The 20154-nt window shown below is 70.8% G+C and carries 19 protein-coding genes; 11 read left to right on the top strand and 8 right to left on the bottom strand.

All coding sequences use genetic code 11. The features are described from left to right. Nucleotides 1–19: 19 nt before the first annotated feature. The 3 genes from ACWDZ6_RS23245 to ACWDZ6_RS23235 all read right to left on the bottom strand — a co-directional run bounded on the left by ACWDZ6_RS23245 (nt 20) and on the right by ACWDZ6_RS23235 (nt 3276). Complete coding sequence (locus tag ACWDZ6_RS23245; RefSeq protein WP_326651665.1) at nt 20–466, bottom strand: nuclear transport factor 2 family protein; 447 nt, start codon at nt 464–466, stop codon at nt 20–22. After that, nucleotides 463–1320 carry a dihydropteroate synthase gene (folP, locus tag ACWDZ6_RS23240; RefSeq protein ID WP_366731293.1) on the bottom strand — a complete coding sequence of 286 codons (858 nt, stop codon included), beginning with the start codon at nt 1318–1320 and terminating at the stop codon, nt 463–465. The genes ACWDZ6_RS23245 and folP overlap by 4 nt, the downstream gene beginning before the upstream one ends. 123 nt (nt 1321–1443) lie before the next feature. Then, nucleotides 1444–3276, bottom strand: a complete 1833-nt coding sequence (locus ACWDZ6_RS23235; RefSeq protein WP_451504356.1) for a phosphatidylglycerol lysyltransferase domain-containing protein — start codon at nt 3274–3276, stop codon at nt 1444–1446. Nucleotides 3277–3422: 146 nt separating this feature from the next. On the opposite strand from ACWDZ6_RS23235, the gene ACWDZ6_RS23230 reads away from it, so the two are divergent. After that, nucleotides 3423–4535: an alpha/beta hydrolase gene (locus tag ACWDZ6_RS23230; protein WP_451504355.1), complete on the top strand. Its 1113-nt coding sequence runs from the start codon at nt 3423–3425 to the stop codon at nt 4533–4535. Between the two features lie 138 nt (nt 4536–4673). On the opposite strand, the gene ACWDZ6_RS23225 is transcribed toward ACWDZ6_RS23230, so the two are convergent. Beyond that, the gene (locus tag ACWDZ6_RS23225) at nt 4674–5828 is read right to left on the bottom strand and encodes an ABC transporter ATP-binding protein (RefSeq protein WP_451504354.1); all 1155 of its coding nucleotides are present in this window, start codon (nt 5826–5828) and stop codon (nt 4674–4676) included. 127 nt (nt 5829–5955) lie between these two features. Here ACWDZ6_RS23225 and ACWDZ6_RS23220 point away from each other — a divergent pair, with 127 nt between their 5' ends. From ACWDZ6_RS23220 to ACWDZ6_RS23205, 4 genes are all read left to right on the top strand, one after another. After that, a complete protein-coding gene (locus ACWDZ6_RS23220; RefSeq protein ID WP_389179484.1) occupies nt 5956–6672 on the top strand; it encodes an ABC transporter permease in 717 nt (238 codons plus the stop codon). Beyond that, complete coding sequence (locus ACWDZ6_RS23215; protein ID WP_351458394.1) at nt 6672–7349, top strand: ABC transporter permease; 678 nt, start codon at nt 6672–6674, stop codon at nt 7347–7349. Before ACWDZ6_RS23220 ends, ACWDZ6_RS23215 begins: the two co-directional genes overlap by 1 nt. 35 nt (nt 7350–7384) lie before the next feature. Then, nucleotides 7385–8356 carry an ABC transporter substrate-binding protein gene (locus tag ACWDZ6_RS23210; protein ID WP_451504353.1) on the top strand — a complete coding sequence of 324 codons (972 nt, stop codon included), beginning with the start codon at nt 7385–7387 and terminating at the stop codon, nt 8354–8356. Nucleotides 8357–8440: 84 nt separating this feature from the next. Further along, a complete protein-coding gene (locus tag ACWDZ6_RS23205) occupies nt 8441–9424 on the top strand; it encodes a hypothetical protein (protein ID WP_451504352.1) in 984 nt (327 codons plus the stop codon). A 65-nt stretch (nt 9425–9489) separates the two neighbouring features. Here ACWDZ6_RS23205 and ACWDZ6_RS23200 read toward each other — a convergent pair whose 3' ends face one another. Beyond that, nucleotides 9490–10632, bottom strand: coding sequence for an NADH-quinone oxidoreductase subunit D (locus ACWDZ6_RS23200; RefSeq protein WP_451504351.1), 1143 nt, complete (start codon nt 10630–10632; stop codon nt 9490–9492). Between the two features lie 23 nt (nt 10633–10655). Continuing rightward, nucleotides 10656–11660 carry an SAM-dependent methyltransferase gene (locus tag ACWDZ6_RS23195; protein ID WP_451504350.1) on the bottom strand — a complete coding sequence of 335 codons (1005 nt, stop codon included), beginning with the start codon at nt 11658–11660 and terminating at the stop codon, nt 10656–10658. Between the two features lie 96 nt (nt 11661–11756). Here ACWDZ6_RS23195 and ACWDZ6_RS23190 point away from each other — a divergent pair, with 96 nt between their 5' ends. Further along, nucleotides 11757–12956 carry a sensor histidine kinase gene (locus ACWDZ6_RS23190; RefSeq protein ID WP_451504349.1) on the top strand — a complete coding sequence of 400 codons (1200 nt, stop codon included), beginning with the start codon at nt 11757–11759 and terminating at the stop codon, nt 12954–12956. 41 nt (nt 12957–12997) lie between these two features. Further along, the gene (locus tag ACWDZ6_RS23185) at nt 12998–13678 is read left to right on the top strand and encodes a response regulator (protein WP_389179502.1); all 681 of its coding nucleotides are present in this window, start codon (nt 12998–13000) and stop codon (nt 13676–13678) included. 38 nt (nt 13679–13716) lie between these two features. On the opposite strand, the gene ACWDZ6_RS23180 is transcribed toward ACWDZ6_RS23185, so the two are convergent. Then, nucleotides 13717–14841, bottom strand: a complete 1125-nt coding sequence (locus tag ACWDZ6_RS23180) for a DUF5937 family protein (RefSeq protein ID WP_389179619.1) — start codon at nt 14839–14841, stop codon at nt 13717–13719. 104 nt (nt 14842–14945) lie between these two features. Between ACWDZ6_RS23180 and ACWDZ6_RS23175 the strand changes: the two genes are divergently transcribed. Continuing rightward, a complete protein-coding gene (locus ACWDZ6_RS23175) occupies nt 14946–15161 on the top strand; it encodes a hypothetical protein (RefSeq protein WP_451504348.1) in 216 nt (71 codons plus the stop codon). Nucleotides 15162–15254: 93 nt separating this feature from the next. Here ACWDZ6_RS23175 and ACWDZ6_RS23170 read toward each other — a convergent pair whose 3' ends face one another. Then, nucleotides 15255–16397 (bottom strand): threonine aldolase family protein, encoded by a 1143-nt coding sequence (locus tag ACWDZ6_RS23170; RefSeq protein ID WP_451504347.1) that lies wholly within the window; start codon nt 16395–16397, stop codon nt 15255–15257. 133 nt (nt 16398–16530) lie between these two features. Between ACWDZ6_RS23170 and ACWDZ6_RS23165 the strand changes: the two genes are divergently transcribed. From ACWDZ6_RS23165 to ACWDZ6_RS23155, 3 genes are read left to right on the top strand one after another with little or no spacing between them, the layout of a single operon-like run. Then, nucleotides 16531–17451: a Rossmann-like and DUF2520 domain-containing protein gene (locus tag ACWDZ6_RS23165; RefSeq protein WP_451504346.1), complete on the top strand. Its 921-nt coding sequence runs from the start codon at nt 16531–16533 to the stop codon at nt 17449–17451. Continuing rightward, nucleotides 17448–18458 (top strand): pantoate--beta-alanine ligase, encoded by a 1011-nt coding sequence (gene panC, locus ACWDZ6_RS23160; RefSeq protein WP_451504345.1) that lies wholly within the window; start codon nt 17448–17450, stop codon nt 18456–18458. Before ACWDZ6_RS23165 ends, panC begins: the two co-directional genes overlap by 4 nt. After that, on the top strand, nt 18455–20152 hold the full coding sequence (locus tag ACWDZ6_RS23155; protein ID WP_451504344.1) for an L-aspartate oxidase: 1698 nt from the start codon (nt 18455–18457) through the stop codon (nt 20150–20152). Before panC ends, ACWDZ6_RS23155 begins: the two co-directional genes overlap by 4 nt. Nucleotides 20153–20154 lie beyond the last annotated feature (2 nt).

Here is a 20154-nt window from a genome sequence, read left to right as displayed (position 1 = left end):
CAAGAGCCCGCTCACCTACTCAAGACGGGGTCTCGTCGTCCTCTTCGTCGTCGCTTTCCGTCAGGACGGGTGAACCGTGATGTGACCAGATCTTCCATCCGTCCGATGTGCGGCGAAACACATTGGTGGCCACGACGAGTTGCCCGACGAGCGGTCCGAGCGCGCCGCTCTCCTCGGCCGGGCCTCCGCTGAGGATGTTCTCGGTGCAGGTCACCAGCGCGGTGTCGCCGGCCAGGCTCACCGTCACATCGGTGAGGAAGAACTGGATGTACTCGGTGTTCGCCATGATCAGCGCGTACGAACGGAGCACCTCGCCGCGGCCCGAGAGCACCGGCCAGCCGGGGTGGATGCAGGAGATGTCGTCCTCGAGCCAGAGACCGGAGAGCTCCTCGAAGTCTCCGCGCTCCATCGTCTCGTAGAACGTGGTGTTGGCCTCTTCGACCAGCTCTACGTCGGTACGGCTCACCGGGCGGCCTCGACAGCCCGCGCGACGCGGACGGCGTCGGCCGTCGCACGCACTTCATGGACCCGTACCGCCCACGCGCCCTCGTGCGCCGCGATCGCGGAGACCGCGGCCGTGGCGGCGTCGCGCTCCCGGGCCGGCGGCGGTGCGCCCTCCCTCGCCAGTACGTGGCCGAGGAACCGTTTGCGGGAGGCGGCGACCAGTACGGGGCGGCCCAGGGCGCGCAGTTCGCGGAGGTGGGCGACGAGGGCGAGGTCGTGCTCGGCCTGCTTGGCGAAGCCGAGGCCGGGGTCGATGACGAGGCGTTCGGGCGGGATGCCGCCGGCGATGACGGCGTCCATACGCTCGCGCAGTTCGGCGACGACCTCGGTGACCACGTCCGCGTACACGGCGCGGTTGTTCATGTCCTGGCTGAAGCCGCGCCAGTGCATGACCACGAAGGGGACTCCGGCCGCGGCGACCGCCGGGACCATACGGGGGTCGGCGAGGCCGCCGCTCACGTCGTTGACGAGCACCGCGCCGGCCGCGACGGCCTGCTCGGCGACGGTGGCGCGCATGGTGTCCACGGAGACGGTGACGCCTTCGGCCGACAGGCCGCGTACGACGGGCAGGACCCGCCGCAGCTCCTCGTCCTCGTCCACCCGGCTGGCACCCGGCCTGGTGGATTCGCCGCCGACGTCGACGAGGTCGGCGCCCTCGGTGACGAGATCGAGGCCGCGCTTGACCGCGGCGGTGGTGTTGAACCAGCGGCCGCCGTCGGAGAAGGAATCGGGCGTCACATTGACGACTCCCATGACCGCACAGCGATCCCACTCCGGCAGGCCGTCTGCCCTGCCCCGTTCACGCAACGTACTCATACGCCCAGCCTAGGCCCGCCGGGCGGGGCGGAAGTCACGCCGGTGGGCCGGGGCGAGGTCGGCCGCATCCGCCGGCCCCTGGCTGTGGGGTACGGGATACGCCCACAGCCAACGGCTCGGGTCTCACGCCGCGCGGACCTCGTGTTCTGCCTTGTGGATGGTGGTGTGCGCGCAGGGGCGCGGCTGGCGGGCCGGGCGGTGGCGCGGGAAGAGGCGGGGGAGCGCGACGTTCACGAAGCCCTCCGCCTGCATCGCGGCGAAACCTATCCGGGGCAGGTCACGCGTGTTGCGGAAGACCACGAAGCGCGGCTCCCAGCGTGGCTGGAACTTCGCGTTGAACTTGTACAGCGACTCGATCTGGAACCAGCGGGACAGGAAGACCAGCAGGCCGCGCCACATCCGCAGCACCGGGCCCGCGCCGATCTTCTCGCCACGGGCGAGCGCCGAGCGGAACATCGCGAAGTTGAGTGAGACCCGCTCGATCTTCAGCTCGGGAGACGCCTGCAGCGCTGCGACGATCAGCAGTTCGTTCATGCCGGGGTCGGCGGAGCGGTCGCGGCGCATCAGCTCGAGGGACATACCGTCCGCGCCCCACGGAACGAAGTGGATGATCGCCTTCAGGTCGCCGTACGGAGAGTCGGCGTCTTCCTTGTGCGCGGTGGCGATCACGGCGTCGCCGTCGGCCGGGTCGCCTATCCGGCCCAGCGCCATCGAGAAGCCGCGCTCGGTGTCGGTGCCGCGCCAGGCCGCCGCGGCCTGCCGGATCTGCTCGAGCTCCTGGTCGGAGAGGTCACGAGCGCGCCGTACCCGGGTTTCGTAGCCATTGCGCTCGATGCGCTTCACCATCTGACGCACGTTTCGCATCGCGCGTCCGGTGAGGGAGAAATCCGCGACATCCACCACCGCCTCGTCACCCAGCTCCAGCGCGTCCAGACCGGTCTCCCGGGTCCAGACCTCGCCGCCCGTCTCCGAGCAGCCCATCACCGCCGGGGTCCAGGAGTGCGCCTTGGCCTCGTCCATGAAGCGCTCGATGGCGCCGGGCCAGGCCTCGACGTCGCCGATCGGGTCGCCGCTGGCGAGCATCACTCCGGAGACCACGCGGTAGGTGACGGCGGCCTTGCCGCTCGGGGAGAAGACGACGGCCTTGTCGCGGCGGAGCGCGAAGTGGCCCAGTGAGTCCCGGCCACCGTGCCTGGTGAGCAGGTCACGCAGTCGGTTCTCGTCGTCCTCGGTGAGGCGTGCGGCCGGGTGCTCCGGGCGGAAGGCGAGATAGATGGTGGTGACGGCGGTCAGCAGACCGAGCGCGCCGAGGGAGTAGCCGACCGTCCAGGACACCCCGTCGCCGTAGTCGACGGGACCCTCGAAGCCGAAGAGTCCGTACAGGACGTGCTCGAGGCGGTCGGTGAGGCTGGGGCTGCCGACCTCGTTGTGGGGGTGCACGCTGACGATGACCAGCCCGAGGCCCAGCGAACCGGCGCCCATGAGGATGAAGTTGGCGAGCGCCTTCCAGCGGCTGCGCGGGTCGGGCAGCGCGGCGAATTCGCCCCGGTGGCGCAGCAGCAGCGTCAGCAGCACCAGCGAGACCAGCGCGCCGATCACCGAGTGGCGGTAGACGAACTGCCCCACGGCCCCGGCGGGCAGCAGAATCACGGCGGCCCGCCAGGCGCGGCGCTTGTGGCGCTTGAGCCCGTGGGCGAGCAGCAGCAGCAGTACGCCGGCGCAGAGTGAGAGCGCCGCGGCGAACGGGCCGGTGGACCCCGGCAGCACCTCCGCGAGTGTGTGCATCCGACTGTGCCGGAAACGGGGAAAGACCCCGGCGGCAACGTCGATCAGGCCGACGAGCGTGCAGGCCGTGCCGACCAGCGCAGGGACCGCCTCCGGTCGGGGGCCGCGCAACACGCGACGTACCCGATCCGGAACCAATCCTGATTTGTCCCCATCTACCGTTGCAGACATCGCTTCCCGTGATTCCGCGAGAGATCCTGTGTCCGTGAGCCTCATGTGAGTGGCTGCGGACGATTTGCTCTCTCTAGGACGGGACATCCGGGGGGCGGGTTCACTCATTCACAGGAAATTCTCAAGGAAGAAAGCTCACGCGACTCATGGGTCTGACCAGTAACAAAGTCCTGGCCTTGGCGATCATCGTGGCCGTGCTGCTGTTTGCGACCACCGTCTGGCTCTGGCCGCGGCTCTCGCGCCGCAGCTGGCGTGCCGTGACGGGCAGGGTCGGGCTGCTGCTGGCGACCCAGCTCGCGCTCTTCAGCGCCGTCGGCCTCGCGGCCAACAACTCCTTCCTCTTCTACGGCTCTTGGTCCGACCTCTTCGGTCAGGAACAGGACATGGGCGTGGTGGTGGACCACTCGGCCGACGGCAAGCGCATCAAGGTTGTCGGCACGCAGAAGCTGGATGTTCCGGGCGGCTCGCGGCCCGCGACGGGCGGTCAGATACAAAAGGTCGTCGTGGTGGGCGAAAAGTCGAAGATCGACAGCCCCGCGTACGTCTATCTGCCGCCGGAGTATTTCCAGGCGAAATACGAGAAGAGCACATTTCCGGCATCTGTCGTGCTGACCGGATACCCGGGAACCGCGGAGAACCTGCTCAAGGGCCTGAAGTACCCGAGGACGGCCTTCATGCAGGCCAGAGAAGGCAAGATGCAGCCGATGATCCTGGTGATGCTGCGGCCGACCGTCGCGCCGCCGCGGGACACCGAGTGCGTGGACGTACCGGACGGGCCGCAGACGGAGACCTTCTTCGCCAAGGATCTGCCGAAGGCGATCTCGGAGACGTACCGGGTCGGGACCAAGCCGCGGAACTGGGGCTTCATCGGGAATTCCACCGGTGGTTACTGCGCGCTGAAGATCGCGATGCACCACCCGGAGCAGTTCGGGGCGAGCGCGGGCCTCTCCGCGTACTACAAGGCCGCCGACGACCCGACGACCGGTGATCTCTTCCACGGCAGGAAGAAGGAGAAGAGCCGGGCCAATCTGCTGTGGAGCCTGGACCACCTGCCGCAGGGGAAGTCGTCCTTCCTGGTCACGACCTCGAAGGCGGGCGAGGCGAACCTCAAGGCGACGCTGGCCTTCATCAAGAAGGTGAAGTCGCCCGCGCGCGTCTCGTCGATCACGCTCGACAGCGGCGGGCACAACTTCAACACCTGGCGGCGCGAGATTCCGCCGGCGCTGACCTGGATCAGCGGCAGGCTCAGTGCTTCGTAGGCCTGAGCGCTTCGCAGAGCTGAGAGCTGCCAGGTCTCAGCGCCGCGCAAGGCCCGGAGCGTCGTCGGTCTCAGCGCCGCACAAGGCTCAGAGCGTCGTTGGCCTTAGGGCTTCGCAAGGCCCGGAGCGTCGTCGGTCTCAGGTCGTCTTCACCGTTTCGATCGTCTCCAGCGCGACTTCGGTGCGCGGGATGTCCTGCGCGTCCGCGTCGATGGAGCGGCGCAGGGCCTCGTGCAGCCGTGCCGGCGTGAGGACGCCGAGGAAGCGCCCGGTCTCCTCCTCGTCGATGACCGCGATCCAGCCCGCGTCGTGCTGGAGCATGGTGGAGAACGCCTGCTTGAGCGAGGCGCCGACCGGCAGCCACGCCTCCATCCGGCGGGCGTGTTCGCGTACGGATCCCGTCGCGCCGGTCCGCTCGGCCGAGATCCAGCCGTGCAGATTGTCCTCGGCGTCCAGGACGACGGCCCAGCGGGAGCCGAGCTTGTGGGGCAGCGGGTCGTCGAGATGGACGACCGGCGGCTGCTCCAGATCACCCTTCTCGATAGGGGTCACCGAGAGGCGCTTGAGGCCGCGGTCGGCGCCGACGAAGTCCGCGACGTACGGGGTGGCGGGGGTGCCGAGCACGGCCGCCGGTGCGTCGAACTGCTCGATCCGCCCCTGGCCGTAGACGGCGATACGGTCGCCGAGGCGGACGGCCTCCTCGATGTCGTGGGTGACGAAGAGCACGGTCTTGCGGACCTGGGACTGAAGTCTCAGGAACTCGTTCTGCAGATGCTCGCGCACCACCGGGTCCACCGCGCCGAACGGCTCGTCCATCAGCAGCACGGGCGGGTCGGCCGCCAGCGCCCGGGCCACACCGACGCGCTGGCGCTGACCGCCGGAGAGCTGCTCGGGGTAGCGGTCGCCGTAGACGGACGGGTCGAGGCCGACCAGGTCGAGGAGTTCGGCGGCGCGCTCACGGCCCTTGCCGCGCTTCCAGCCGAGGAGATGGGGGACGGTCGCGGTGTTCTCCAGGACCGTTTTGTGCGGGAAAAGACCGACCTGCTGGATCACATAGCCGATACGGCGCCGCAGTTGGACCGGATCGATGGCGGATATGTCGTTCCCGTCCAGGAATATCCGGCCGCTGCTCGGCTCGATAAGGCGATTGACCATCTTCATGGTCGTGGTCTTGCCGCAGCCGGACGGTCCGACGAGCGTGACCAGTTCGCCCTCGGCGACCTCGAACGACAGGTCGTCGACCGCCGTCGTTCCGTCCGGGTACCGCTTGGTGACCTGCTCGAAACGGATCATGGTTCCCCATTGTGACGGGTGTTGTGTGAAAGCCATATTGCTGCAATGTGGCGGCCCTCGGCGATTGTCAGTGGTCAGGGATAGGGTCGCCAGACATACGTTCGGCACCGCCGGGGAGGTGGGGGGCATGAGTACGCAGCAGGCTGCGCAGAGCTGTCTGGCGGCCAATGACTGGATCTGCGGGGAGTACCTCCGCACCCGCAGCCAGGAATTGACCGATGCCACGATTCAGCATGTCTGGATCACCGTGGTGTCGGTTCTGATCGGTCTTGCCGTCGCATTTCCGCTGGCGCTGCTCGCCCGCTCCGCACCGCGGTTCGCGGGCCCGGTCCTCGGACTCACGACGCTGCTCTACACCATCCCGTCGCTGGCTATGTTCTCTCTGCTGCTGCCGGTCTTCGGACTCTCGGCGGCGCTGGTGGTGACCGGCCTGGTGCTGTACTCGCTCACCATCCTCGTACGGAACATCATGGCCGGACTCGACGCGGTGCCCGACGAGGCGCGGGAGGCCGCGCGCGGGATGGGGTACGGATCGGGCCGGCTGCTCTGGGAGGTCGAACTTCCCCTCGCGTTGCCCGCGTTGATGGCGGGACTGCGCATCGCGACCGTCTCGACGGTCGCGCTGACGACGGTCGGCGCGCTGGTCGGCAAGGGCGGTCTCGGCAATCTCATAGACGACGGAGTGCAGACCACCTTCAAGGCGCAGGTGCTGACCGCGTCCGTGCTCTGCGTGCTGCTGGCGGCGGTAGCCGATGTGCTGCTGCTCGGCGCGCAGCGGCTGCTGACGCCCTGGACCCGCATACGCCCGGCGAACCGAATACGCACGGCGAAGGGCACGAACTGATGGGGGTAGTGGCCGACGCGTGGACCTGGCTCACCACCGGCTCCAACTGGTCGGGGGAGAGCGGCGCCTGGCACCGCCTGGGCGAGCATGTGTACGTCAGCGGGGTGGCTCTCGTACTGGCCTGCGCGATCGCCCTGCCCGTCGCGCTGTGGCTGGGGCACCTCGGCAAGGGAGGCGCACTCGCGGTCAACATCTCCAACGCCGGCCGGGCGATCCCGGTCTTCGCGGTCCTCGCCCTCTTCATGCTCACACCGCTGCGCAGCGCCGGCTATCTGCCGACGATCATCGCCCTGGTGCTCTTCGCCGTGCCTCCGCTGCTGACCAACGCCTATGTCGGTATGCGGGAAGTCGACCGGGCGGTGGTGGAGGCAGCTCGCGGGATGGGGATGTCCGGCGGCCAGCTCTTCCTGCGGGTCGAGCTTCCCCTCGCCTACCCGCTGCTCATGACCGGGCTGAGGTCGGCCGCGGTCCAGGTGGTGGCCACGGCCACCATCGCCTCGATGGTGGGCCAGGGCGGCCTGGGCCGGATCATCACCGCCGGCTTCAACACGTACAACACCCCGCAGGTCGTGGCGGGCGCGCTCCTGGCGGCGCTTCTCGCGCTGCTGGTGGAAGGCGTGCTGGTGGCGGCCGACCGGCTGCTGAACCCCTTGCGTAAGACCGCGTCGTCCGTGTGACGACGCTCAACCCTTTGCTGTGGACGGAGAACCTGATGATCAAGACCTCGCGTATCGCGGGCGCGGTACTCGGCGTGGTGGCCCTGACGGGTTCTCTCGCCGCATGCGGTGGCGACAGCCTGGAGAAGGGCAAGGGCGGCTCCGAATCGGCAGGTGGGGCGGGCGGGAAGGGCACGCTCGTCGTCGGCGCTGCGTCCTTCACCGAGTCCAAGGTGCTCGCCGAGCTGTATGCGCAGATCCTGGCCGACGCCGGCTACAAGACGTCCGTCACCACGGTGAAGAACCGTGAGCTGTACGAGCCCTCGCTGGAGAAGGGCGAGATCGACGTCGTCCCGGAATACGCCGCGACGGCCGCCGAATTCCTCAACGCGAAGGTGAACGGGCCGAAGGCGCCCGACGAGAAGCCGGTGGCATCCAGCGATGTCACCGCCACCGTGGCGGCGCTCACGAAGCTCGCCGGGCCGCGCGGACTGAAGGTGCTTCCCGCCGGTGCGGCCGTCGACCAGAACGCCTTCGCGGTGAGCAAGGAATTCGCCGGGAAGAACAAGCTCAAGACGCTTTCCGATCTTGGGAAGTCGAAGCTGAAGGTGAAGATCGCGGCAGGCGACGAGTGCGAGGTGCGGCCGTTCTGCGCACCGGGTCTGAAGAAGACGTACGGCATCGGCGTCTCGGGTATCGACCCCAAGGGAGTGGGCACCCCGCAGTCGAAGCAGGCGGTCAAGGACGGTGACGACCAGCTTGTGCTGACCACCACCACGGACGCGGTGCTCGACGGCCTGGTCTTCCTGGAGGACGACAAGAAGCTCCAGAACGCCGACAACGTCCTTCCGGTGGTCAATGCCAAGGACGCGGGCGCCAAGGAGATAGCCGACGCGCTCGACAAGCTCACCAAGGCGCTGACGACCGAGGATCTTGCCGAGTTGAACCGCAAGGTGGACGCCGAGCGCGCGAAGCCCGAGGACGCGGCGAAGGCCTATCTGGAGTCCAAGGGCCTGCTCAAGAAGTAGAGAAGGGTCGGCCCGGCGTTCTTCATCCAGAGATTTGCCGGGCCGACACCCCATTCGGCGACTGCGCACGGTAAATTTCGGGCCATGCCACGTGGACGCCACCGCCATTCCCCGCCCCTGCACAGGATGCTGCCGCCTTCGGCGGTAGCCGGAGCGTCGGTTTTGTGTGCCGCCGGCGCGTGGTTTCTGGCGGAGCCGATCATGCTCCGCTCCCTGGTCGGAGCCGCCGCAGCGGCGGCTGTCACCGGCGCGGTCCTCATGCGGAGTTGGGACCGGAACGCCGGCCGCCGTGTCGCGGAACTCACGCGCGCCCGCGCGAGCGACGAGTGGAAGACCGAGGAGCGCATAGCCGAACTCGAGACGGATATCGAGGAATCGCGCGAGCTGCGTACCAAGCTCGACGCGAGGCTGCGCGCCAAGCGGGTCGAGCTCGCCGCGCTGCGCAACGAACACGCCGCGCTGCTGCGCCGGTACGCGACGGCGGAGACCGAGCGGGCCAGCGCGCTCGAGGGCCGCAGGCAGCTCGCGCTCGAAGCGGCCGGACCGATCAGGGCGCTGCCCCCGGCCGGGTCCACGCCCACCCTGTCCACGTTCCTCCGCGCTTCCAAGGCGCTGGACAACCTGTCGCGCAACGCCGCCGCGCAGGAGGCGAAGCGCACCGTCGAAGAAGCCCGTCAACGCGATCGGGCCGAGCGGGCCCGGGAGGCGGACGAACCGCAGGGGAAGCACGCGGCGGCCGCCGGGGGAGAGCAGCACACCCGCCCGACGTCCGCCGTCCCCGCCCGTCGTCGCGTCCCCGCCGCCGCAGCGATCGTTCCGTACGGTCCCAAGCGCCGCCCCGCACGCCCCGAGGGTGGCTTCGACTTCTTCGGCACGGCCGAGGGCGCGGGTGCGCAGAAGGCGATCGAGGCCGCGCAGAACGAGGACCTCGCCGATGTGGTGGGCGAGGAGGCCCTGGCCGCACAGGACACGACGGACGACCGCGCGGTCGGCAAGGTGATCGACCTGACGGCGCACGACGAGACGGAGCAGTTGGACGTCGTCGAGCTGCGCACCGCGATTTCCTGACCGATGACGTCGCGGGACGCTGCTTGCCGGCCTGTCGTCCCGTCCGCCGCTTGTCGATCAGCCGATTACTTGTCGATGTCGCCGACGACGAAGAACAGCGAGCCCAGGATCGCCACCATGTCGGCCACCAGCGTGCCCGGCAGCAGCTCGGTCAGCGCCTGGATGTTGTTGTACGACGCCGAGCGCAGCTTCAGCCGGTACGGCGTCTTCTCGCCCTTGGAGACCAGGTAGTAGCCGTTGATGCCGAGCGGGTTCTCGGTCCAGGCGTACGTATGGCCCTCGGGTGCCTTGAGGACCTTCGGCAGGCGCTGGTTGATCGGGCCCGGGGGCAGCTCGGCGATCCGGTCCAGGCACGCCTGCGCCAGGTCCAGCGCGTTGTGCGTCTGGTCGAGGAGAACCTCGAAGCGGGCCAGACAGTCGCCCTCCGTGCGGGTCACGACCTTCAGCGCGTCCTGCAGCTCCCCGTACGCGAGATACGGCTCGTCGCGCCGGAGATCGAAGTCGACACCCGAGGCGCGGGCAATCGGGCCGCTCACTCCGTACGCGTGGACCGTCCCGGCCGTGAGCACACCCACGTCGCGGGTCCGGCCGCGGAAGATCTCGTTGCCGAGGACCAGCCGGTCGTAGATGTCCATCCGGGAGCGGAGGGCGGCGACGGCCTCGCGGGCGCGGCCGAGCCAGCCCGCCGGAAGGTCCTCCTTGAGCCCGCCGACCCTGTTGAACATGTAGTGCATCCGGCCGCCGGAGACCTCCTCCATCACGTGCTGGAGATCCTCGCGCTCGCGGAACGCGTGGAAGATCGGTGTGATGCCGCCCAGTTCGAGCGGGTACGACCCGAGGAACATGAGGTGGTTGAGGACCCGGTTGAGCTCGGCGAGGAGCGTACGGGTCCAGACCGCGCGCTCCGGGACCTCCATACCGAGCATCCGCTCGACGGCCATGACGACGCCGAGCTCGTTGGAGAACGCGGAGAGCCAGTCGTGGCGGTTGGCCAGCATCACGATCTGCCGGTAGTCGCGCGCCTCGAAGAGCTTCTCGGCGCCGCGGTGCATATAGCCGATGACCGGCTCGGCGTGCCGGATGCGCTCCCCGTCCAGTACGAGCCGGAGGCGGAGCACGCCGTGTGTGGAGGGATGCTGGGGGCCGATGTTGAGCACCATGTCGGTGCTCTCCGCCGCGCCGCCGATGCCGACCGTCGTCTCCGTCATGGCGACAGTATCCCCCGTACGTGTCACACCTGGGGCGCCGACCCAGACCCCGCTCCCCGGACGCCGGACGAGCCGGGTTGTCGCTGCACCAGCCAGCCGAAGTCGCCGAGGCCGCCCCGCGCCGTCAGTTCGGCCGCCTCCCCGGCACCGGCGAGTGCGCGGACGTACGCCGCGGGGTCGGAGGTGGCCAGCGACAGCGGGGGGCGTTCGCCGGTGATGCCCAGGTCCCGCAGCTCCTCGCGCTGGGTGCGCAGCCGGGCGCCGGGCAGCGCGCACGCGTCCAGGGCCACATGCGCGGTGATGTCGCAGCTGCCGTCCGGGAAGGGACGTACCTCGCGGCCCGCCCGGAAACCGGTCAGGGTGCCGAACGGAGGCCGCGTCCCCAGGGCGTGTGCGTAGTCGACGGCGACCGCGAGGCCCGCCTCGAGCGTGCCCACCACCCGCGCCCATGCCTCGTCCCGCGGGCGGCCGATCTCCGCCCGCATCCCCGGCTCGGGCAGCGGCCACCAGCGGGCCAGCCACTCGGCGTCCGCTCCGGAGACCGGGGAGCCGAGCCGTTCGGTGCCGTCCGCGCGGACAAGGACATACCGCGCGACGCCGTCCGGGTCGGCCTCGGCGACATCCACCGGGACGTTGTCCAGCCATTCGTTGGCGAAGAGCAGCCCGCTCACACCGGCCGGGGGCTCGGAGGTCCATTCGATGCGGGGGTCCAGGCCTGCGGGACGGGCCGCACGCTCCACGGCGTACGCCCGTACCGGGAAACCGGACGGCAACGCGGCCAGCACCCCGGTGAGAAGCTCGCCGCGGCCCGCGCCGACGTCGACCAGTGCCACCTCGTCGAGTTCGAGAGACTCCGCCGTGGTGAGCAGCAGCCGGGCGACCGCCGAGGCGAACAGTGGTGACGCGTGCACCGACGTACGGAAGTGTCCGGCCGGTCCCTCGGGCCGCAGATAGAAGCCGCCGGGCCCGTACAGTGCGGCCTCCGTCGCTTCCCGCCATCCCCGCCACTGACACGTCTCATCCGTCACGCGCACAAGTCTCCACCTTGCGGAGTACGCTTCCGCCGACCGGATCGCCCCTCCGGTTGACACTTGCACCTATCTCCTTTCCCTACGCTGGGTTACGTGCAGCGCCTCTACGACTTCATCCGCAGACACCCGACGGGCGTCGACAGCTTCTGGGCTGTCATGCTCTTCGGGTTCTCCATGCTGTGGGTGATACAGGTACCCGTCGGTATCGAGCCCCGTATCGCCGCGGCTCTGATCGTTCTGCTGCTGAGTCTGGTCGTGGCGCTGCGCCGCCGGATGCCGGAGCAGATGCTCGTACTCGCCGCGGCGCTGGGAGTCGCCCAGCTCGCGCTGGACGTCGAGGTCAACCCGGCCGACTTCGCGATGCTGGTGATCATCTACACCGTCACCGCGCACGACGGGGCGCGCTGGGCCTCCCGGCTGGCGCTCGTCGGCGGGCTGTCCGCGGCCACGCTGGCGCAGCTGCGCTGGCCGGTGGAGAACACCGGCGCCGGCGGCAAGATCTTCTTCACCATCGTCATGAGTGTGCCGTTCGCCCTGGCCTGGGTGCTCGGCGATTCGATACGCACCCGGCGGGCGTACTTCGCGCAGCTCGAGGAGCGGGCCACCCGGCTGGAGCGGGAGCGCGAGGCGCAGGCGAAGGTCGCGGTCGCGGCCGAACGCGCGCGGATCGCCCGCGAGCTGCATGACGTCGTCGCGCACAACGTCTCGGTGATGGTGGTGCAGGCCGACGGTGCCGCGTATGTCCTGGACGCCGCCCCCGACCAGGCCAAGCAGGCACTGGAGACCATCTCGAGCACCGGCCGCCAGGCGCTCGCGGAGATGCGCAGGCTGCTCGGCGTACTGCGTACCGGAGATGCCCCGGAGAGCGGGGAGTATGTCCCGCAGCCCGATGTCCAGCAGATCGAGGACCTGGTCGAGCAGGTGCGTGTCGCGGGCCTGACCGTGGACTTCAAGATCGAGGGAACGTCGCGGCCGCTGCCGAGCGGCGTCGAGCTCACCGCCTACCGCATCGTCCAGGAGGCGCTGACCAACACCCGCAAGCACGGCGGCCCCGAGGCCGGCGCCAGCGTGCGGCTCGTCTACTTCGACGACGGCCTCGGACTGCTGGTGGAGGACGACGGCCGCGGTTCGTCGCACGAGCTGTACGAGGACGGCGGCGCCGACGGCCGCGGCCACGGGCTCATCGGCATGCGGGAGCGCGTCGGTATGGTCGGCGGCACGCTCGACGCGGGGCCGCGGCCCGGCGGCGGCTTCCGGATCAGCGCCCTGCTCCCCCTCAAGCCCGCCCACTAGCGATCCCACCGGATCCCACCAGAGACCGAGGCCTCACTGACATGTCCATCCGCGTGATGCTCGTCGACGATCAGGTGCTGCTCCGGACCGGGTTCCGGATGGTGCTCGCCGCCCAGCCGGACATGGAGGTCGTCGCGGAGGCGGGCGACGGGGCGGAGGCGATCGACAACCTCCGCTCCACCGCCGTGGACGTGGTGCTGATGGATGTACGCATGCCGAGGCTGGACGGCGTGGAGGCGACGCGGCGGATCTGCGCCGAGCCGGACGCCCCGAAGGTGCTGATACTGACGACCTTCGACCTGGACGAGTACGCGTTCTCCGGGCTGAAGGCAGGCGCCAGCGGCTTCATGCTCAAGGATGTACCGCCCGCCGAGCTGCTCGGCGCGATCCGGTCGGTGCACAGCGGCGACGCGGTTGTCGCGCCGTCCACGACGCGTCGGCTGCTGGACCGCTTCTCCCCGATGCTGCCGAGCAGCTCCCCCGAGCCGCAGCGCAAGGAGCTTCAGCGGCTCACCGGGCGGGAGCGCGAGGTGATGCTCCTGGTCGCGCAGGGCCTGTCGAACGGCGAGATCGCCGCGCGCCTCGTCCTCTCCGAGGCCACGGTCAAGACCCATGTGGGCCGCATCCTCACCAAGCTGGGCCTGCGGGACCGGGTGCAGGTGGTGGTGCTCGCGTACGAGACCGGGCTGGTGCGTGCGGGCGGCGGGGCGAGCTCTTCCTGACGACGCGGGGCATGACGCCCGTCCGCGCGGAGTGGCTCCTAACGCAGCACCGTTTCCAGGAAGTCGCTGCCGAGCCGGGCGACGGCGGAGACGTCCAGCTGGTGCAGGACGTACCGGCCGCGCCGCCGCGTGGAGATCAGCCCGGCCTTCTTCAGCACGGCCAGATGGCGCGAGACCTCGGGCGCGGTGATCGCGTACTCGTCCGCCAGTTCGCCGGTCGTGTACGGGGCGCGGGCGAGGTTGCGGCACAGCCGCATGCGCATGGGGTGCGCCAGCGCTTCCATCCGCAGCTTCAACAGCTCCACGGGGGCGGGGCCCGGGAGTTCGGGCGAGCCGACGGGGTAGTGGATCACCGGCCGCCAGCCGGGCGCGTGCAGCACCATGAGATGCGGCCAGCCGAAGCTGGACGGTATGAGGGAGAGTCCGGCGCCGACGGCGGGGTCGACGGCGGTCGTCCGCCCGTCCGCGAGTTTGTCGGCGCTGATACGTGTCCGGTCCTCGTCCACCGCGAGCGCGGGGGAGACGGCGTGCAGCGCCTCGGCGAGGCCCTTGCGGCGCAGCAGCTCGGTCTTGTGGCGGGCGTCGGCGGCGAGCTGGGGGCGGACGCGTCGCCAGGTGTCGGCGAAGAAGGACTGGTCGCAGTCTTCGAAGAGGCGCCGTACCCAGGTGCGTACGGAGGCGGGGTCGTCCAGCAGCCGACGGGTGAAGTCGAGCTGCTTGGGGCCGCGGGTTGCGGCGAGTTCGAGTGCGCGCTCGCGACGGGCGGGGTCGGTGAGGGCGGACGGGCTGGGGGTCCCGTACGTACTGGCGCAGGTGAACTCCAGGGCCGCGGCGACGAAGCGCTCGTCGTCGAGCCGGTCGAGCATGTCCAGCTCCTCGGCGAAGCAGGCGCCGGCCGGGCCGCAGGCTGTGCTGAGGGCCGCGGGCAGCCCGGCGAACGGCATGAAGACGTCCGAGAAGGTGGACCGCCAGAGGAAGTCGGCCTCGTGCAGCCGGTCCGCAAGATCCGGCTTGAGCCCGGCGGCGGTCGCGGTGGCCCAGCCGTGCAGCCCTGGATGGTGCCCGGGTTCGGCGAGCGCGTGCAGCGCCACACCCAGCTCGGCGAGGGGGGAAATCTCGAAGACGATGCGCTCGGGGGGCAGCCCCGCGATCTCTATGGACACGCTCACGCCTCCATGGTGCGGGTGCGCGGGGCGCCTCTCGCGCCATTTGACGGGGCTTGTCAATCGACGCGACGGGATGCGCGGGGCGGGCGCAGCGTACATGCATGAACGCCATGCATCAGTACATGATCGACACTTACCGCGCGGCGCAGCGGGGCGAGCAGGCTCCGCCGCAGCCGGGCCTGAACGACTGGCAGATGGTCCGGGAGTTCCGTGACCACCGCCGCTTTCACGCGGTGCCCGCCGGTCACCGCTCCCACGGCCGCGTCCGGGTGGCGCTGACCCGCCTGCTGCATCCGCGATCGGCGAACTGCGGCTGAGCCCCGGCCGAGCCCTGGCTGAGCCCCGGTCGAGGGGGCCCGGCCCGGACCCGGCCGAGGGCGTCCGGCTGAGCCCCGGCCGAAGGCGGCCGGCTACCCGACCCTCCGCAGGAACTCCGCCACCGCCGTTCTCACGTCCTCACCCGTCCACTCCAGCCCCTCCGCCGCCACCGTAATCTCCGTCACCGACACCCCGGGCGGGCAGCCCTCGGTGAACCACCTCCTGAAGAGCGTCACGCCCGTCTCCTCCGCCTGGCGCACCGCCGCCTCGTTCAGGGCGTCCGCCTCGTACCCGAGCCAGACCTGGAACTGGTGCGTGTGCGGCTCCTGAGGGTGGACCCGGAACCACGGGACGCCCGCCTTTGTGAGAGCCTCGCGCAGCGCCGCCGCGACCACCTTCGCGTGGGACACGTACGACGGGAGCCGAGGCAGCTCCCGCTCCAGGCCCAGCAGCGCGGACAGCGCCGCCGGGTACTGCTGGAAGACCTGGCCGCCGTACCGGTGCCGCCAGGTCCTGGCCTCGGCCACCAGGTCCTCCGGGCCCGCCAGCAACGCGCCGGAGAGCGCATCCAGGGACTTGTAGAAGGACACGTACACACTGTCCGCGAGGGACGCGATCTCATCCAGCGGGCGGCCGAAGTGCGGGGCGCACTCCCACAGGCGCGCGCCGTCGAAGTGCACCACTGCATCGCGTTCCCGCGCCGCTTCCACGACCTCGACCAGTTCGTCCCACGACGGCAGTACGAAACCCGCGTCCCGCAGCGGCAGTTCGAGCATCAGCGAGCCGAAGGGCTCGTCGAAGTCGCGTACCTCGGCTGCTGTCGGCAGCCGGGGCTCGTGCGTCGGGTGCACCGTCCGCAACCCGCTCAGCGCACCGAACGCGCCCCGCTCATGCCTCTCCGGATGCGCCGTCGGATGCAGCGCGACCGTCGGATTCCCGGTACGCCCCGCCCAGCACCGCAGCGCCACCTGCTGCGCCATCGTCCCGGTCGGAAAGAACGCCCCGGCCGGGAACCCGAGCAGCCGTGCCGCCCGCTCCTCCAGCTCCTCGACGACCCCGTTGCCGTATACATCCGTCCACTCGTCCAGGTCGTACACCTCGCCCGCGTCCGCCGCCAGCGCCGCGAGCCGGTCACCGACCCGGTAGTCCGCGGAGGCCCGCCACAGCACCCGGTCCGACGCCCGCCAGGCGGCGAGCCTGCGGTGCCGCTCGTCCTTCTCGATCTCCTCAGTCATGCACCGATCATCCACCGGCGGCCGATCGCCGCCCACAGCCTGTGGACAACTCGAAGGGCTCGGGAAACGCTGGCGTAGCATGACGTGAAATCGTCCGGTACCCCCCGCGGACTGGAACGGAAGGCCCCGCCGCGTGAATGCCACAGCACCACAGGAACCGCCCGACCCGCGGGACCGCCCCGCCCGGCTCACTGTCGGCGTCGTCGGAGCAGGCCGCGTCGGCCCGGCCCTCGCCGCATCGCTCCAGCTCGCCGGCCACCGCCCGGTCGCCGTCTCCGGAGTTTCCGACGCCTCCGTACGACGCGCTGCCGCACTGCTCCCCGACGTACCGCTGGTGACCCCCGCGGAGGTTCTCGCCCGCGCCGAGCTGGTGCTGCTGACCGTCCCGGACGACGCGCTGCCCGCGCTGGTCGACGGGCTGGTCGGGACCGGCGCCGTACGACCCGGACAGCTGCTTGTGCACACCTCCGGGCGGTACGGCGCGAAGGTGCTCGACCCCGCCACCAGGGCCGGCGCGCTGCCGCTGGCGCTGCACCCCGCGATGACGTTCACCGGGACCGGCGTCGACGTCCAGCGGCTGGCCGGCTGCTCCTTCGGAGTGACCGCCCCCGAGGAGCTGCGGCTGGCCGCCGAGGCACTCGTCATCGAGATGGGCGGCGAGCCCGAGTGGATCGAGGAGGAGGCCCGCCCGCTCTACCACGCGGCCCTCGCCCTCGGCGCGAACCACCTCGTCACCCTGGTCGCCCAGTCGATGGAGCTGTTGCGTACGGCAGGGGTCACCGCCCCGGACCGGATGCTCGGCCCGCTGCTCGGCGCCGCCCTCGACAACGCCCTGCGCTCCGGCGACGCCGCGCTCACCGGACCGGTCGCGCGCGGCGACGCGGGCACCGTCGCGGCGCATGTCGCGGAGCTGCGCAAGCACGCGCCCGCGACGGTCGCCGGGTACCTGGCGATGGCCCGTACCACCGCCGACCGGGCGCTCGCTCATGGTCTGCTCAAACCGGAGCTCGCCGAGGACCTGCTGGGCGTTCTCGCCGAGGGGGACACCCGATGAGCCGCGATTTCGAACTCGTGCCGACTCTGCGGGACTTGGACGACGTCCTCGGCCACCGCGCCGTCCCCGGCCGCACCGCCGTCGTCATGACCATGGGCGCCCTCCACGAGGGCCACGCCACTCTGATCCGCGCCGCCCGCGAGCACGTCGGCAGCGCGGGCTTCGTCGTCGTGACCGTCTTCGTCAACCCGCTCCAGTTCGGCGCGGGCGAGGACCTCGACCGTTACCCCCGTACTCTCGACGCCGACCTCAAGACGGCCGAACAGGCAGGCGCGGACATCGTGTTCGCGCCCTCGGCCGACGAGGTCTACCCAGGGGGCCAGCCACAGGTCCGCATCACCGCGGGCCCGATGGGCGAGCGGCTCGAAGGGGCCAGTCGCCCCGGTCACTTCGACGGCATGCTCACCGTCGTCGCCAAGCTCCTGCACCTCACCCGCCCCGATGCGGCCTTCTTCGGCCAGAAGGACGCGCAACAGCTCGCGCTGATCCGCCGGATGGTCCTCGATCTGAACTTCCCGGTCGAGATCGCCGGCGTACCGACCGTCCGTGAGGCCGACGGCCTCGCGCTCTCCAGCCGCAACCGCTACCTGTCGGCCGACGGGCGCCGTACCGCCCTCGCCCTGTCCAGGTCCCTCTTCGCGGCGCACGACCGCCTCGCCGCCGAACACGCCCTGCACGCGCGCGCCGAGGCCACCCCTGGCACCGTCGCCCGCGCCGCCGCGCTCTCCGCGATAGGTGAGGCCCGAGCGGCTGCCGACGCGCACGCGGTGGCCCAGGCAGGACCGGGCGGCGTCCCCGCCGTCCGCGCCGCGGCCCGCGCCGTCCTCGACGAGGCCGCGCGCGCCCAACCGCCTCTCGTCCTCGACTATCTGGCCCTCGTCGACCCGGCGACCTTCACCGAGGTCCCGGACAACCACACCGGCGAGGCGATCCTCGCGGTCGCCGCGCGGGTCGGTGCGACGCGCCTGATCGACAACATCCCCCTGACCTTCGGAGCCCGAGCATGACCGGAATACGGCTGAGCGCCCCCGCCCCCGGCTGGGCCATCGAGGCCGACGTCGTCGTGGTCGGCTCCGGAGTCGCGGGTCTGACCGCCGCGCTGCGCTGCACGGCCGCCGGGCTGAGCACGGTCGTGGTCACCAAGGCCCGCCTGGACGACGGCTCCACGCGCTGGGCGCAGGGTGGCATCGCCGCCGCGCTGGGCGACGGCGACACCCCGGAGCAGCATCTGGACGACACCCTGGTCGCGGGTGCGGGCCTGTGCGACGAGGAGGCGGTCCGCACCCTGGTCACCGAGGGTCCCGACGCCGTACGCCGGCTGATCGCCACCGGCGCGCACTTCGACACCTCCGAGGCCGGTGAGATCGAGCTCACCCGCGAGGGCGGCCACCACCGGCGCCGTATCGCGCACGCGGGAGGCGACGCGACGGGCGCCGAGATCTCCCGCGCGCTCGTCGAGGCCGTACACGCCGGCGAGCTGCGCACCATCGAAAACGCCCTGGTCCTGGACCTGTTGACGGACGCCGACGGCCGTACGGCCGGAATCACCCTCCATGTCATGGGCGAGGGCCAGCACGACGGCGTCGGTGCCGTCCATGCCCCGACCGTGGTCCTGGCCACCGGGGGCATGGGCCAGGTCTTCTCCGCCACCACCAACCCCGCGGTCTCCACAGGCGACGGTGTCGCGCTCGCGCTCCGTGCCGGTGCGGAGATCTCCGACCTCGAATTCGTGCAGTTCCACCCGACGGTGCTCTTCCTCGGCGCGGACTCCGAGGGCCAGCAGCCGTTGGTCTCCGAGGCGGTACGAGGTGAGGGCGCCCATCTCGTCGACGCGTCCGGCATCCGTTTCATGCTCGGGCAGCACGAGCTGGCCGAGCTCGCCCCTCGCGACATCGTCGCCAAGGGCATCATGCGCCGGATGCAGGAACAGGGCGTCGCGCACATGTACCTCGACGCCCGCCACTTCGGCGCCGAGATGTGGGAGCAGCGCTTTCCCACCATCCTCGCGGCCTGCCGGGCCCACGGCATCGACCCGGTCACCGAGCCCATCCCGGTCGCCCCGGCCGCCCACTACGCCTCCGGCGGCGTACGCACCGATCTGCACGGCCGCACCACCGTCCCGGGCCTGTACGCCTGCGGCGAGGTCGCCTGCACCGGAGTCCACGGCGCGAACCGCCTCGCCTCCAACTCCCTTCTGGAGGGCCTGGTCTTCGCCGAGCGCATCGCCGCCGACATAGCCTCCCGCGCCCCGCTCCGGGCCGGCCTGCCCGCCGCGCCCGCGACCCCCTCCGTACTGCCGCTCATAGCACCCGAGACGCGCGCCGAGATCCAGCGGATCATGTCCCACGGCGCGGGTGTGCTCCGCTCGGCGCAGAGCCTGACCGAGGCGGCGGCCGCGCTCGGCGCCGTACACCGCAACGCCGTGCAGAACCAGGAAGGTTCGGGCAAGACGGCCGAACCCGGAGTCGAGACCTGGGAGACCTCCAACCTCCTGTGCGTGGCCCGTGTCCTGACCGCCGCCGCGCTGGAGCGCGAGGAGACGCGCGGCTGCCACTGGCGCGAGGACCGCCCCGACCGCGACGACGCCGAGTGGCGCCGCCATCTCGTCGTACGCCTCGCGCCGGATCGCAGCCTGGTCGTCCGCCGCACCGAGAACACCGCATTCGCCCCCACTGTCCCCGACGCCCCCAGGGAGCCGTAACC

This window comes from Streptomyces sp. NPDC002926 (assembly GCF_053591755.1).
Note: the sequence above shows the minus strand (reverse complement) of the source record. Positions and strands in the feature narration are given on the sequence as shown.

Coding starts and splice junctions, on each gene's coding strand:
- ACWDZ6_RS23175 (WP_451504348.1), top strand. CDS start 14,946: ATGAACGCCATGCATCAGTACATGATCGACACTTACCGCGCGGCGCAG.
- ACWDZ6_RS23220 (WP_389179484.1), top strand. CDS start 5,956: ATGAGTACGCAGCAGGCTGCGCAGAGCTGTCTGGCGGCCAATGACTGG.
- ACWDZ6_RS23185 (WP_389179502.1), top strand. CDS start 12,998: ATGTCCATCCGCGTGATGCTCGTCGACGATCAGGTGCTGCTCCGGACC.
- ACWDZ6_RS23225 (WP_451504354.1), bottom strand. CDS start 5,828: ATGATCCGTTTCGAGCAGGTCACCAAGCGGTACCCGGACGGAACGACG.
- ACWDZ6_RS23200 (WP_451504351.1), bottom strand. CDS start 10,632: ATGACGGAGACGACGGTCGGCATCGGCGGCGCGGCGGAGAGCACCGAC.
- ACWDZ6_RS23230 (WP_451504355.1), top strand. CDS start 3,423: ATGGGTCTGACCAGTAACAAAGTCCTGGCCTTGGCGATCATCGTGGCC.
- panC (WP_451504345.1), top strand. CDS start 17,448: ATGAGCCGCGATTTCGAACTCGTGCCGACTCTGCGGGACTTGGACGAC.
- ACWDZ6_RS23210 (WP_451504353.1), top strand. CDS start 7,385: ATGATCAAGACCTCGCGTATCGCGGGCGCGGTACTCGGCGTGGTGGCC.
- ACWDZ6_RS23155 (WP_451504344.1), top strand. CDS start 18,455: ATGACCGGAATACGGCTGAGCGCCCCCGCCCCCGGCTGGGCCATCGAG.
- ACWDZ6_RS23235 (WP_451504356.1), bottom strand. CDS start 3,276: ATGTCTGCAACGGTAGATGGGGACAAATCAGGATTGGTTCCGGATCGG.
- folP (WP_366731293.1), bottom strand. CDS start 1,320: ATGAGTACGTTGCGTGAACGGGGCAGGGCAGACGGCCTGCCGGAGTGG.
- ACWDZ6_RS23215 (WP_351458394.1), top strand. CDS start 6,672: ATGGGGGTAGTGGCCGACGCGTGGACCTGGCTCACCACCGGCTCCAAC.
- ACWDZ6_RS23170 (WP_451504347.1), bottom strand. CDS start 16,397: ATGACTGAGGAGATCGAGAAGGACGAGCGGCACCGCAGGCTCGCCGCC.
- ACWDZ6_RS23205 (WP_451504352.1), top strand. CDS start 8,441: ATGCCACGTGGACGCCACCGCCATTCCCCGCCCCTGCACAGGATGCTG.